Source organism: Micromonospora sp. NPDC002389, assembly GCF_040296095.1.
In the GTDB taxonomy this organism is placed as follows: Bacteria; Actinomycetota; Actinomycetes; order Mycobacteriales; family Micromonosporaceae; genus Micromonospora.
The window spans coordinates 111,821-124,763 of the sequence record NZ_JBEOWP010000014.1; the positions used below are offsets into that span (position 1 = coordinate 111,821).

The following is a 12,943-nucleotide window of genomic DNA, read 5'->3' on the forward strand; positions in this document are numbered from 1 at the left end:
CGAAACTGGGCCCGGGTACTGTGCGGGATCGCCGAAAGCCCGCAAGCTGGAGAGGTGTCGTCTGTGCGTACCAGATCAGGACCTCGCGCCCTGGGGGCGCTCGCGCTCGTCGCGGCGCTGACCCTAGGCGCGGCCGGTTGCGTCGAGTTGGTGGAGCCGGAGGTGTCGCCCACCAGTGGTGACGGCGGCACCGCCACCCAGATGCTCTCCGAACTGACCGTCGCCGAAGCCAACCCGATGCGCGGCTACAGCCGCAACCGTTTCTCGCACTGGCGCAAGACCGGCCAGAACTGCGACGTCCGGGACACCGTGCTGGAACGCGACGGCAAGGACATCCAGCACTCCGGGTGCAACGTGGTGGGTGGCAACTGGGAGAGCGTGTACGACGGGCGGACCTTCACCGACCCGTCCAGCGTGGACATCGACCACATGGTCCCGCTCGCCAACGCGTGGCGCTCCGGCGCGGACGAGTGGGACGACTCGAAGCGTAGTGATTTCGCGAACGACCTCGACCGGCCGCAGCTCTTCGCGGTTTCGGCCTCCTCCAACCGGGCAAAGGGTGATCAGGATCCGTCCCAGTGGAAACCGCCAAACCGGTCATACTGGTGCCAGTATGCCGGCGACTGGGTGGCGGTGAAGCACCACTGGAAGCTCACGATCACCAGTGCTGAGAAGGCCGCGCTGGCCGACATGTTGGAGGGCTGCACATGGGAGAGCAAGCCGTAACCGGAGCCGGCGGCACCCCGGCACCCGAACGGACGCCTGACGCGGGCGGAGACGACGCCGCGGCGGCCGGCGGCAGCCCCGGCCCGGCCACCGCCGGGATGACCGCCGACGGCGCGGCTGCGGGTGAGGTGGAGGTGCCCGGTGCCGGGATGACCGCCGACGCCGGTGGCGCCACCGGTCCGCAGAGCCGGAGCACGGACATCGTGCCCGGACCGGGCGGGGTGATGACCGACGAGGTCGGCGTGGTCACCGGGGATTTGACCCTGCGAACCGACCTCGCCGACGGCCGGGTCACCCTCCACGTGCAGTACAAGGACGCCGACGAGTGGTACGCGGTCACCGGCGGCAGCGCGGCGCTGGCCGACGCGGCCGGGCTGGACGCGGTGCACAGCATCGCGGTCGGCCTGCTGAACCGCCCCGAGGGCTGATTCTGGTTGCACCCGGATGTTAGGAGGGGTCCCTTTCTAACGCCTGCGGCATAGAAAGGGACCCCTCCTAACATCTCGGCTAGACGAACGTGCCCGGCTCGCTGGGCGCGGAGACCACGCCAGGCTCCTCGCCCTCGCCCTCCGGACGGACGATCTCCGCACTCACCTTGTGCGGCCGCAGCTCGCCGCTGGCGATCTGCTCGGCGAAGTGACAGGCGACCCGACTCCCGCCGATCTCCCGCAGCACCGGCCGCTCGTCGGCGCACCGGGTCGGCTGCGCCCACGGGCACCGGGTGTGGAAGCGGCAACCCGACGGCGGGTTGGCCGGCGACGGCAGGTCACCGGAGAGCAGGATCCGCTCCCGGCGGTCCTCGACGTCCGGGTCCGGCACCGGCACCGCCGACATCAGCGCCCGGGTGTACGGGTGCAGCGGCTCGGTGTAGAGCCGGTCGCTGGGTGCCTCCTCGACCAGGCCGCCCAGGTACATCACACCGACGGTGTCGGAGATGTGCCGCACCACCGCCAGGTCGTGCGCGATTACCAGATAGGTGAGGCCGAGGCTGTCCTGCAACTCGTCGAGCAGGTTGATCACCTGCGCCTGGATCGACACGTCCAGGGCGGAGACCGGCTCGTCGGCGACGATCAGCTCCGGCCCGAGCACCAGCGCGCGGGCGATGCCGATGCGCTGTCGCTGACCGCCGGAGAACTCGTGCGGATAGCGGGACAACGCCCAACGGGGCAGGCCCACCTTGTCCAGCGTCTCGCCGATGATCTTCCGGCGGCCGTCCCGGTCGCCACCGATGCCGTGCGTCTGCAGGCCCTCGGTGAGGATGGACTCGACGTTCTGCCTCGGGTCGAGGCTGGACATCGGGTCCTGGAAGATCATCTGCATCCGCCGCCGCATGGTCCGCAGCCTGCGCGGCGCCAGCGTGGTCAACTCCACCCCGTCGAAGCGCACCTCGCCTGCGGTGGGCGGGTTGAGTTGGAGCAGCGCCCGGCCGAGCGTGGACTTGCCGCAGCCCGACTCACCGACCAGGCCGTACGTCTTGCCGCGCGAGATGCTCAGGTCGACGCCGTCGACCGCCTTGACGTGGCCGACCGTCCGGTCGAACAGCACCCCCCGCTTGATCGGGAAATGCACCTTGAGGTCCCGTACCTCGACGAGGACGTCGCTCTCGGTCATGACTTCTCCTCCTCGCGCGGCGCGGGCACCTGGCCGGTACCCGACGCCTCGACGGGCGCGGCCCCCTCAGCGACCGACGGTGCCTCGGCGACCGCCGCAGTCCCGGCAGATGCCCCGGCTTCGGCAGACGGCTCGCCCTCGACGAACGACGGCCCCTCAGCAGACGGCTCGCCCTCGACGGACGACGGCCCCTCAGCAGACGACGATGCCTCGGCGGACGACGATGCGGCTTCGGTGGACGGCGTAGCCGGCGTGGGGCCCGGCAACGGGGCCGGGTTGACGCAACGGTAGCTGCGGCCGGCGTGGGTGAGCACCAGCTCCGGCGGCTGGCCGACGCAGGCGTCCACCCGCCGGGTGCAGCGCGGCGCGAAGGCGCAGCCCTCGGGCCAGGGCAGCAGGTCACGCACCGAGCCGGGGATCGGGGTGAGCCGCTCGCCGCGCCCGGCGTCCAGGCGCGGCACGGACCCGAGCAACCCCACCGTGTACGGGTGCCGGGGCTCGCGGAACAGCGGACGCCGTCGGGCGGTCTCCACCACCCGGCCGCCGTACAGCACGTTGATCGTGTCGCACATGCCGGCGACCACGCCCAGGTCGTGCGTGATCATCACCAGTGCGGTGTCGGAGTCCCGGACCAGGTCCTTGAGCAGTTCCAGGATCTGGGCCTGGATGGTGACGTCGAGCGCCGTGGTGGGCTCGTCGGCGATCAGCAGCCGGGGCTGGCAGGCCACCGCCATCGCGATCAAGGCGCGCTGCCGCATCCCACCGGAGAGCTGGTGCGGGTACTCCTTGAGCCGCCGGGTGGGGTCGGGGATGCCGACCCGGTCCAGCAGTGCGGCAGCCTCCTTCGCCGCAGCGGCGCCCTTCATCCCCCGATGCCGGGTCAGCACCTCGGTGACCTGGAGTCCGATCGGTACGACCGGGTTCAGTGAGGACAGCGGGTCCTGGAAGATCATCGCGACGTCGCGGCCCCGGATGTCCCGCCGCGACCGGTCGTCGAGCTGGAGCAGGTCCGTGCCGTCGAACACCGCCTTGCCGCCGACCCGCAGGCCGGGTTGCTTGGGCAGCAGGCCCATGATGGCCAGCGAGGTCACCGACTTGCCGCAGCCGGACTCACCGACCAGGCCGACCACCTGACCGGCGTCGACCGAGAAGGACACCCCGTCGACGGCGTGCACGGCGCGCTGACCGCGCCGGGCGAAGGTGACGGAGAGGTCGTCCACTTCGAGTAGTGCCATTACGAACCCTCCTACTTCCGCAGCTTCGGATCGAGGGCCTCGCGCATCGCCTCACCGAGCAGGGTGAAGCCCAGCGCGGTGATGATGATGGCGACCGCCGGATAGATGGCCAGCTCCGGCCGTACCCCGAGGTACTGCTGCGCGTCGGCCAGCATGACGCCCCACTCGGGAGTGGCCGAGTCGGGGTTGCCGAGCCCGAGGAAGGAGAGCGCGGCGGCCTCGATGATCGCGGTGGCCAGGGTCAGCGTCGCCTGGACGATGACCGGGGCGAGCGAGTTGGGGAGTACGTGGGTCAGCGCGATCTTCGACTTGCGTACGCCGAGCGAGGTGGCGGCGAGGACGTAGTCACTGTTCGACTGCACGATCATCGAGCCACGTAGCAGCCGGGCGAAGACCGGCACCGAGACCATGCCGACCGCGATCATCACGGTGGTCAGGCTCCGGCCGAGCAGGGCGGCGATGCTGACCGCGAGCAGCAGGCTGGGCAGCGCCAGCAGCATGTCGATGAACCGCATCAGGACGCTGTCGATCCAGCGCCCCCAGCGGCCACCCAGGCCGGCGGCAGCACCCGCCACGCCACCGATCAGCGCGCCGACGGCCAGACCGATGAGGGTGGCCACCACGCCGACCAGCAGGGTCTGCCGGGCGCCCACCACCATCCGGCTGAACACGTCCCGACCCTGGTGGTCGTAGCCGAACCAGTGCTCGCTGGACGGGCCGGGGATGGTGCCCGGCCGGATCACGCCTTCGCGGATGCCCATCGTGTCCGTCGGGCCGTACGGCACCAGGAACGGGCCGATCAGCGCCACCAGCACGAAGATGGCCAGGATGACCGCGCCGATGATGGCCGCCGGGTTGCGCCGCAGCCGCCGGAAGGCGTCCTGCCACAGGCTGACGCCCCGCTCCTCCTCGCGCGCGGCGAGTTCGGCGAGCCGGTCGATCTTCTCGCGCTTCTTGCCACTGATGATCGTCATCGGACCCTCACCCTCGGGTCGATCAGGCTGTACGAGAGGTCCACGATCAGGTTCACCAGCACGTACACCACCGCAATGATCATGATGAAGCCCATCAGGACCGGATAGTCGCGCTGGTTGATGGCCTCGGCGAGGAAGGCGCCGATCCCGCTGAACGCGAAGACGGTCTCGGTGAGCACCGCGCCGGAGAGCAGACCGCCGGTGAGCAGACCGATCGAGGTCACCACCGGGAGCATGGCGTTACGCAGCACATGCCGGCGGCGTACGACGTTCTCGGTCAGGCCCTTGGCCTCGGCGGTGCGGACGAAGTCCTCGTTGAGCACCTCCAGCACGCTGGCCCGGGTGATCCGGACGATGATCGCCAGCGGGATGCTGGCCAGCGCGAGCCCGGGCAGGACCAGATGCCACAGCGCGTCGGCGGCGGCGTCCCACTCCCGGGTCATCAGCCCGTCCAGCACGAAGAAGTTGGTGATCCGGGTGGCGCCGATCGTCGGGTCCTGCCGTCCGCTGGAGGGGAACCAGCCGAGGTTCTCCGAGAAGATCGCCTTCAGCACGTACGCCAGGAAGAAGACCGGGATGCAGATGCCGATCAGCGACCCGCCGACGGAGGCGTGGTCGAGGAAGCGGCCGCGTCGGCGGGCGGCCAGATAGCCCAGCGGGATACCGATGCCGATCGCGATCACCATCGCGGTGACGGTCAGCTCGACGGTGCCGGGGAAGCGCTGGAGGAACTCGGTGGTGACCTCGCGCTTGGTGGAGATCGACGTACCCAGGTCCAGGCGGACCATCCGCCGCACGAACCGGCCGTACTGGATCAGGATCGGCTCGTCGAGGCCGAGATTGCGGCGGATCGCGGCGCGCATCTCGGGTGTGCCCCGCTCGCCGAGGATGGCGGTCTCGGGGCCACCGGGCAACCGCCGGAGCCAGATGAACAACAGGATGGAGAGCCCGAACAGCGTGGGTATCAGCTGCAGGAGGCGTCTGACGATGAACCGGAACACGGCGGCCTCGAAGGGTGTGCTGAGGGTAGCGGGCGGGCGCTGTGGTACAGCGCCCGCCCGCGTTCTATATGCGTCAGATCAGGACTTGAACTCGGCGGTGGAGAACCGCTCGTCGGTGAGCGGGCTCGCCTTGACCCCGGTCACGTCCTTGCCGAACACGATGGCCGGCGGTGCGTGCGAGATCGGCACACCGGGCAGGAAGTTCATGATGTCGGCGTTGATCTCCTTGTAGAGCGCCACCTTGGCCGCCTGGTCCGCGGTGGTGTCCGCCTGCTTGAACTTCTCGAACAGCGCGGGGTTGTTGAAGCCCCACTCGTCCTTCTGCCGGTCGAAGAACGTGCCGATGAAGTTGTAACCGTCGCCGTAGTCACCGGTCCAGCCGAGGAAGTGCAGGTCGTGCGCGGAGCCGGAGGTGGTGGCGTTGAGGTAGTCCGGGCTCCACTTCAGCGGGATCGGCTCGATCTTGATGCCGGCCGCCTGGAGGTCCGCCGAGACCAGCTCGAACAGGTCCTTCGGGTTCGGCATGTAGGGCCGGGTCACCTCGGTCGGGTAGTGGAACCGCAGGGTCAGGTCCGACGCGCCGGCCTCGGCCAGCAGCGACTTGGCCTTGTCGACGTCGTAGTCGTACTTGGTGACGTCGCCGTTCCAGCCCTCGACGGTCTCGGGGAAGAAGTTCACCGCGACCTGGGCGCCCGGGGGCAGCTTCGAGTCGACCAGCGCCTGGCGGTTGATCGCGTGCGCCAGCGCCTGCCGGACCTTGAGGTCGGCCAGCTTCGGGTTCCCCTTCTGGTTGATCGCCAGGTAGAGGATGTTGAAGGCCGGGCGGGTCAGGACGTTGAAGCCCTCGCCCTTGAGCGGCTCGACGTCGGCCGGTCCAACCAGGTCGTAGCCCTGGATGTCACCGGAACGCAGCGCCTGCTTACGCGCGTTCTCGTCCGAGATGGTGCGGAAGATCAGGCTCTTGAGCTTGGCCTTCTCGCCCCAGTAGTCCTCGTTGCGCTCCAGGGTCAGCGTCTTGTTCGGGACGTCCCAGGACTTGAACTTGAACGGACCGGTACCGGTCGGGTGCTCGGTCGCGTACGCCGGGTACTTGATGTCGTCCGCGCTGCCCGTGACGTTGCTGGCGTCGTGCTCCTGCAGCGCCTTCGGGCTGTGGATCGAGAAGGACGGCAGCATCAGGGCGGCCGGGATCTTGCTGGAGACCCGGGTGAAGGCCAGGCTGACCGTGGTCGCGTCGGTGGCGGTGCAGGACTTGAAGAGGCTCTCCGGGAGAGTGTCGTCCTCGTTGGCGGCGAAGCCGCCCATGATGTCCTGCCAGTACGCCGTCACGTCCGGGCTCTGCATGAGGCCCTTGGCGTTGTACCACCGGTCGAAGTTCGTGCAGACGGCCTCGGCGTTGAAGTCGGTGCCGTCGTGGAACTTCACGCCGGAACGCAGCTTGAACGTCCACGTCGTACCCGTCGCGTCGGGCTCCCAGGACTCGGCGAGGCCGGGGCTGACCTTGGTGCCGCCCTCCTCGGGGCGGACCAGCGTCTCGAAGACCTGACGCGCCACACGCAGCGACTCACCGTCGCTGGCGAAGCTGGGGTCGAGCACCTTCGGGTCTCCGGCGACGCCGAAGACGAGGGTCTCGTTGCTACTACCGCTGGAACCTTCGCGATCGCTTTCGGCACAGCCTGCTACCGCGAGGGCCGCGGCCGCCACGGCCGCGATAGCGACCTTCGGCCTGGATGCACGCATGGGTGCTTCACCTCGTCCTTGGGGTTACGGACAACGTGGTGACAGGGTCACCGATGGCGGTGACCATAGCTCCCACTTCGACCGCCGGGAAACGGCGCGCGAAGCTCTTGGTACCGGATCGTGTCCTTAGTGACCGGCCACCAGCAGACACGCTCAGAGGCTATGCGACAAAAGGGGCCAATCCCCCCATACAATCGATATCAATCTGTTACGTGCTCGGGTGAGCCGCCGCCACCGGTGTCACACCCACCCGCCCTCGGTCAGACCGCGCGGCGGCCCTCGAAAGCACGGCCCAAGGTGATCTCGTCGGCGTACTCCAGGTCGCCGCCGACCGGGAGGCCACTGGCCAACCTGGTCACCGAGATCCCCATCGGCTTGACCATGAGGGCGAGGTACGTCGCGGTCGCCTCGCCCTCGGTGTTCGGGTCAGTGGCCAGGATCAACTCGCGGACCTCACCGCCGCTCAGCCGAGCCAGCAGCTCCCGGATACGCAGGTTGTCCGGCCCGATGCCCTCCAGCGGATTGATCGCCCCGCCGAGCACGTGGTACCGCCCCCGGAACTCACCGGTCCGCTCGATCGCGACGACGTCCTTCGGCTCCTCGACCACACAGATCACCTCGTTGCCGCGACGCGGATCACGGCAGATCCGGCACTGCTCCGACTCGGCGACGTTGTAGCAACTGGTGCAGAAGCGCACCAGGTCCTTGACCTTGCGCAGCGCTCCGGCCAGCCGGTTCACGTCGGCCGGATCCGCCGACAGGACGTGGAAGGCGATCCGCTGGGCGCTCTTCGGGCCCACGCCCGGCAAGCGCCCCAGCTCGTCGATCAGATCCTGGATGGCACCCTCGTACATCGGGTGGCTCAGAACCCGGGCAGGCCGAGGCCGCCCATCCCACCCGCGACCGGGCCCATCTTCTGGTCGGTCAGCTCACGGGCCGCCGCGGTGGCGTTGTGCAGCGCCGCAAGGACCAGATCCTCCAGGGTCTCCACGTCCTCCGGGTCGACCGCCTTCGGGTCGATCTTGATGCTCTTGATCTCACCGGCGCCGGACACGGTCGCGGTGACCAGACCGCCGCCGGCGGTGCCGGTCACCTCGGCCTCGGCCAACTCGGCCTGCGCCTTGGCGATCTGCTGCTGCATCTTCTGCGCCTGCTTCAGCATCTGCTGCATGTTCGGCTGTCCACCAGGCCGCACGATCGCTCCCTCGACTCGTCTACAAGACCACGCCCACCCTAACCATGCCCACCGACCACACCCCGGCGGCCACACCCCGGCTGCCGCACCCCGCCCATCGGGCGCGGCGCGTGGGTCAGCGGGTCGGCACCTCGTCGATCTTCTCGGCGCCGAACGCCTCCCGCAGCAGACGTACCGCCTGCGCCTCGCCGGACTCCCGGGCGGTCTTCTCGTCGATGACCTCGTCCCCCGGCTCGTCGCCCGGGTCGAAACCCTCGTAGACCGGCGCCGTGGCCGGCGGGCCACCGCCGGGACGCCCGCCACCGCGCCCCGGACCGTCGAAGTCCGGATCGTACGGCGGCTCACCGGCAAACTCGGCGTCCGCGGTCCGCCGGCCCGCCGCAGCGGTACGTGTGCCCGCCCCAGCGGTACGCGTACCCCGCCCGGCCGCCGCCGCCCGGGCCGCCGCGATCGCGCTGCTGACCGGTGCGCCACCCGCACCACCGTCGCCGTTGCCCACCGGAGCCTGCCGGGGCGGGGCCGCCGCACCGGACCGGCCTGCCGCAGCCTCCACGGCGTGACCGCCCGACGCCGGGGCGGACCGGCCGTTCGCGACCGCGGCCTGCGCTGCCGGGGCGACGGTCGACGCGGACGCACCGCCCGGTCGGGCCGCCTCCGGCCAGCCCTCATCCGACCCGCCCGACCCGCTTGACCCGCCCGACTCGGCGGGCGGCGTCGAGCCACCGGGACGCGCCGGTTCCGGCCAGCCCTCGTCGTCGTCCTCGCCCGACACGGCTGGCGAACCGCTACCAGCCCGTCCCTGCGGTCGTCCGGCAGCACCGAGGTGCGCAGAACCGGGCGCACCCGTGTAGGCCGCACCACCGGAGCGTGCGCTACCAGTCGCGCCACCGGGGCTCCCACCGGCCGTGCCCCCGGTACGGCCTGCGTCAGCAGCACCGGGGCCAGCGTTCGCACCACCGCCAGTGCCCGCGTCGACGCCGCCGGGTCGACCGGCCGCTGCCGCACCGGCGGGACCCGCAGCAGCGGCACCTCCGGGAGCGCGGCCAGCGGAGCCCGGGTGGGCCGTGCCGTCAGACGAACCGCTGTCGACCGGAGTCCCCGCACCAGCGGGACGACCCGAACCCTCGGCGGCGGGACGGCCGGGCCCCTCAGCGGCGGGGCGGCTCGGAGTCTCGGCGGCGGGCGTCGGACGGGCGGGAGCCGAGCCGGCGGCACGCGGGTTGCCGGGCGACATGCCGCCCCGCTCGCCGGCCACCTCGCACCGGATCTGCCAGCGCCCGCCCAGCTCCTCGTAGAGCGCGTCGGTGAGCACCCGGGCGTGGTCGGTCATCATCTTGGCCAGCACGCTCGACTTCACGGTGACCACGAGCGTGTCGCCGTCGAGGTCGCGCACCACCGCGTCCCGCATCAGCGCGGCGATCCGCTTGTTGCTCCGGTTGACCTTGCCGACCACCTCGGGCCAGACCCGGCGCACCGCCACCGCGTCCAGCTCGCCGGGCGCCGCCGCACCGGGGCGGGGCGGCTCCGGGGTCGTCGGATCGGGCATGACGGCCGATGGCGGCACCTGACGACGCGGCGCGACCGGCTCGGCCTGACCCGCATCGCCGCCGGAGCCACCTGCGGCACCTCCGCCCGTTCGGGCGGTGCCGTCAGCGGTGGCGTCGTAGTCGTATCCCGAGGAAGGGGCACTCCCGGCCGGGGCGGCACCGGCCGAGGTGGGGGCGGCAGCCGGCGTGCCGGTCCCGGCCCGGTGCGCGGCGGCAGCCGCGGGCGAGGCGGGAGGCGCTGAGCGTACGGCGGCGGGCTCGGTCGCGGGTGCGGAGCCGACGGCGGCCGACGGTGCGTCCGTGCCGGCGAGCGTGAGCCGACGTTCCATGCGTTCCAGGCGCTGGAGCAGGCCGCCGGTGGAATCGTCGACGCCGGGCAGGAGCATCCGGGCGCAGATCAACTCCAGCAGCAGCCGGGGCGCGGTGGTACCCCGCATCTCCACCAGGCCGTCGTGCACGATGTCGGCGCACCGGGACAGCGTGCCCGGCCCGAGCTGCTGGGCCTGGGCGGCCATCCGCTCGATCTGGTCGTCCGGCCCGTCGATGAGCCCCTTGGTGGCGGCGTCCGGCACCTGCTGGAGCACGATCAGGTCGCGCAGACGTTCCAGCAGGTCTGAGGCGAACCGGCGCGGGTCGTGCCCGGCCTCGGCCACCCGGTCGACGGTCGCGTACGCCGCCGCGCCGTCCCCGGCCGCCAGCGCGTCGCACATCTCGTCGATCAACGCCGCGTCGGTGACGCCGAGCAGCGCGGCGGCCCGGGCATAGCTGACCCCGTCCGGGCCGGCACCGGCGATGAGCTGGTCGAGCACCGAGAGGCTGTCCCGGGCGCTGCCCCCACCGGCGCGCACGACCAGCGGGAACACCGCCGGCTCGACCTGCACGCCCTCGGCCTCGGTGAGCTGCTCCAGGTATGGCCGGAGGGTCTTCGGCGGGATGAGCCGGAACGGGTAGTGGTGGGTCCGCGACTTGATCGTGCCGAGGACCTTCTCCGGCTCGGTGGTGGCGAAGATGAACTTGACGTACTCCGGGGGCTCCTCGACCAGCTTGAGCAGGGCGTTGAAGCCGGCCGACGAGACCATGTGCGCCTCGTCGATGACATAGATCTTGAAGCGACTGTTGGCCGGCGCGAAGAACGCCTTCTCCCGCAGCTCACGGGCATCGTCCACACCACCGTGGCTGGCCGCGTCGATCTCGATGACGTCGATCGAGCCGGCCCCGTCGCCGCTCAGCGAGCGACACGAGTCACAGGTGCCGCAGGGCTCCGGGGTGGGACCGTGCTCGCAGTTGAGCGACCGGGCCAGGATGCGGGCGCTGGAGGTCTTGCCGCAGCCACGCGGCCCGGAGAAGAGGTACGCGTGGTTGAGCCGCCCGCTGCGCAGCGCCTGCGACAACGGCTCGGTGACGTGCTCCTGCCCGATGACCTCGGCGAAGGTACGCGGCCGGTACTTGCGGTAGAGCGCCAGTGCCACGGCGTCCCGCCTCCTCTCGACCGCGCCATTCTCGCCCCGCGCACACCCCACTGACCACCCACCCCGCTGAACCGGGTGCTCCGGGATGCAAGGAAGGGCACCTTATTAACGCCTCCGGTAGAGGAAGGGCCCCTTGTTAACACCGACAGCTCGGTGCCTGACCACGCTGGGTGGGAGGGGAGGCACGGTGCCGGAGACAGAAAGGCCTCCCGTGCACCCGGCAGAGCTCGCTTATCCTTGCTGCCTTCCGGCCCTGGGGAGGTTCACGAGATACCGCCGCACGGGAGGTAGCTCCAGCCTACCCGACCCGTCCCCGATCTTCAGGGGGTGGTGGGGTGGGCGGGTCGGCAGGGACCTGTACTCTGTTCGACGGAGGATTCGCCTAGAGGCCTAGGGCGCACGCTTGGAAAGCGTGTTGGGTTTACACCCTCACGAGTTCGAATCTCGTATCCTCCGCTCGCTTGAGCAGCACGAACGACAGGGCCGGCCCCACGGGGACCGGCCCTGATTCGTTACGCGATGTCTGCTAGGGCCACTCGCCCTCCTCCGGTTGCCGGCTTTCGAACCAACCAGCAGGTACGGCGGCTGGCTATCCTCGTCGTGCAGTGTGGCCGAGCGGCGTCGGGCCGGCGAACAACTGCGGATGCTCATGCAGGCGGAAGACCGGTGGTGAGACCGGCGGGTGTTCGTGCCTGGCCATACTCATGGAGAGCTTCACGCGCCTTCCACAACGCAGCGAGCAATGTCGAACTCCCGCGCTGCCCGTAGCCGCTCCATGAGGAGGGCTGACGGGCCGTACGCCGGGTTGACTCGGCGACCGATGATGACCGCCGCCACGGCTACCGCTCCGGCCGCCTTGAGGGCAAAAGCCAGCGACTGGACACGACTGCCCGTCGTCCATGTGTCATCGAGAAGAAGGACCCTTCCGCCAGAGGCGCTGCTCGGCGGCAGTTGGAAACGATCGTGATGGAAGCTCCGGTCGTCACCACTGTAGGCAGGGCTCGAGACTGGACGAAGGACAGGGAGAGGTAGACGCCTGGCCACGATGGTCTCGAGCGGGTGAACGCCCTGCCGGCCTCGCGTGGAGGGAACAGTGACGACGTGGGTGAAAGGACCGCCAAGCACGTCCGCAAAGCAGTCCCAGTGAAACGCGAGGTAGAGGACCGTCAGCGAGGAGAGGTTTCCCATCGCGACCGCCGACGGCTGAGCCGACTTATAAACAATCAGGTTGTGATCGTGCTGCTCTCGCGCCACCGAGTAGGCGATCGGGGCGACGACGTCTGCCTGAATACCGCCGGATGCAGAACGGTGCTGGCCGCACTGGTAGCACAGCTCGAATCCGCTCCCCGCAGTGCTGCGGCAGACGACACAGATGCCGTCACCCGGCGGCAATGGGCTGCGCAGGTAGTTGCGCTGTCGCTCAACCACCTGCATCTCGTCATGCT

General features: G+C 70.2%; 10 protein-coding genes, 1 tRNA gene, 1 other RNA gene and 1 pseudogene. 3 read left to right on the top strand and 10 right to left on the bottom strand.

Annotated features, from left to right (window positions below):
* The first annotated feature begins 63 nt into the window (after positions 1-63).
* Together ABT008_RS24325 and ABT008_RS24330 are read left to right on the top strand one after the other, a co-directional pair.
* The gene (locus ABT008_RS24325; protein WP_350698730.1) at positions 64-726 is read left to right on the top strand and encodes an HNH endonuclease family protein; all 663 of its coding nucleotides are present in this window, start codon (positions 64-66) and stop codon (positions 724-726) included.
* Complete coding sequence (locus tag ABT008_RS24330; protein ID WP_350698732.1) at positions 708-1,154, top strand: hypothetical protein; 447 nt, start codon at positions 708-710, stop codon at positions 1,152-1,154. Before ABT008_RS24325 ends, ABT008_RS24330 begins: the two co-directional genes overlap by 19 nt.
* A gap of 79 nt (positions 1,155-1,233) precedes the next feature.
* On the opposite strand, the gene ABT008_RS24335 is transcribed toward ABT008_RS24330, so the two are convergent.
* The 9 genes and pseudogenes from ABT008_RS24335 to ffs form a co-directional block, all read right to left on the bottom strand.
* Positions 1,234-2,337, bottom strand: coding sequence for an ABC transporter ATP-binding protein (locus tag ABT008_RS24335; protein WP_350698733.1), 1,104 nt, complete (start codon positions 2,335-2,337; stop codon positions 1,234-1,236).
* Positions 2,338-2,546: 209 nt separating this feature from the next.
* Positions 2,547-3,572, bottom strand: a pseudogene (locus ABT008_RS24340) (ABC transporter ATP-binding protein); the annotation flags it as partial.
* A gap of 11 nt (positions 3,573-3,583) precedes the next feature.
* Complete coding sequence (locus tag ABT008_RS24345) at positions 3,584-4,546, bottom strand: ABC transporter permease (RefSeq protein ID WP_350698735.1); 963 nt, start codon at positions 4,544-4,546, stop codon at positions 3,584-3,586.
* Positions 4,543-5,547, bottom strand: a complete 1,005-nt coding sequence (locus ABT008_RS24350; RefSeq protein WP_117227296.1) for an ABC transporter permease — start codon at positions 5,545-5,547, stop codon at positions 4,543-4,545. Before ABT008_RS24350 ends, ABT008_RS24345 begins: the two co-directional genes overlap by 4 nt.
* Before the next feature lie 78 nt (positions 5,548-5,625).
* The gene (locus ABT008_RS24355; RefSeq protein WP_350698736.1) at positions 5,626-7,287 is read right to left on the bottom strand and encodes an ABC transporter substrate-binding protein; all 1,662 of its coding nucleotides are present in this window, start codon (positions 7,285-7,287) and stop codon (positions 5,626-5,628) included.
* Between the two features lie 260 nt (positions 7,288-7,547).
* Positions 7,548-8,141 carry a recombination mediator RecR gene (gene recR / locus ABT008_RS24360; RefSeq protein WP_350698738.1) on the bottom strand — a complete coding sequence of 198 codons (594 nt, stop codon included), beginning with the start codon at positions 8,139-8,141 and terminating at the stop codon, positions 7,548-7,550.
* Between the two features lie 8 nt (positions 8,142-8,149).
* Positions 8,150-8,458 (bottom strand): YbaB/EbfC family nucleoid-associated protein, encoded by a 309-nt coding sequence (locus ABT008_RS24365; protein ID WP_350698740.1) that lies wholly within the window; start codon positions 8,456-8,458, stop codon positions 8,150-8,152.
* A gap of 139 nt (positions 8,459-8,597) precedes the next feature.
* Complete coding sequence (locus tag ABT008_RS24370) at positions 8,598-11,498, bottom strand: DNA polymerase III subunit gamma and tau (protein WP_350698742.1); 2,901 nt, start codon at positions 11,496-11,498, stop codon at positions 8,598-8,600.
* Between the two features lie 200 nt (positions 11,499-11,698).
* An RNA gene (gene ffs / locus ABT008_RS24375) (signal recognition particle sRNA small type) lies at positions 11,699-11,788 on the bottom strand.
* A gap of 81 nt (positions 11,789-11,869) precedes the next feature.
* Between ffs and ABT008_RS24380 the strand changes: the two genes are divergently transcribed.
* A tRNA-Ser gene (locus tag ABT008_RS24380) sits at positions 11,870-11,954 on the top strand.
* 258 nt (positions 11,955-12,212) lie between these two features.
* Here ABT008_RS24380 and ABT008_RS24385 read toward each other — a convergent pair.
* Positions 12,213-12,932, bottom strand: coding sequence for a phosphoribosyltransferase (locus ABT008_RS24385; protein ID WP_350698744.1), 720 nt, complete (start codon positions 12,930-12,932; stop codon positions 12,213-12,215).
* Positions 12,933-12,943: the final 11 nt, after the last annotated feature.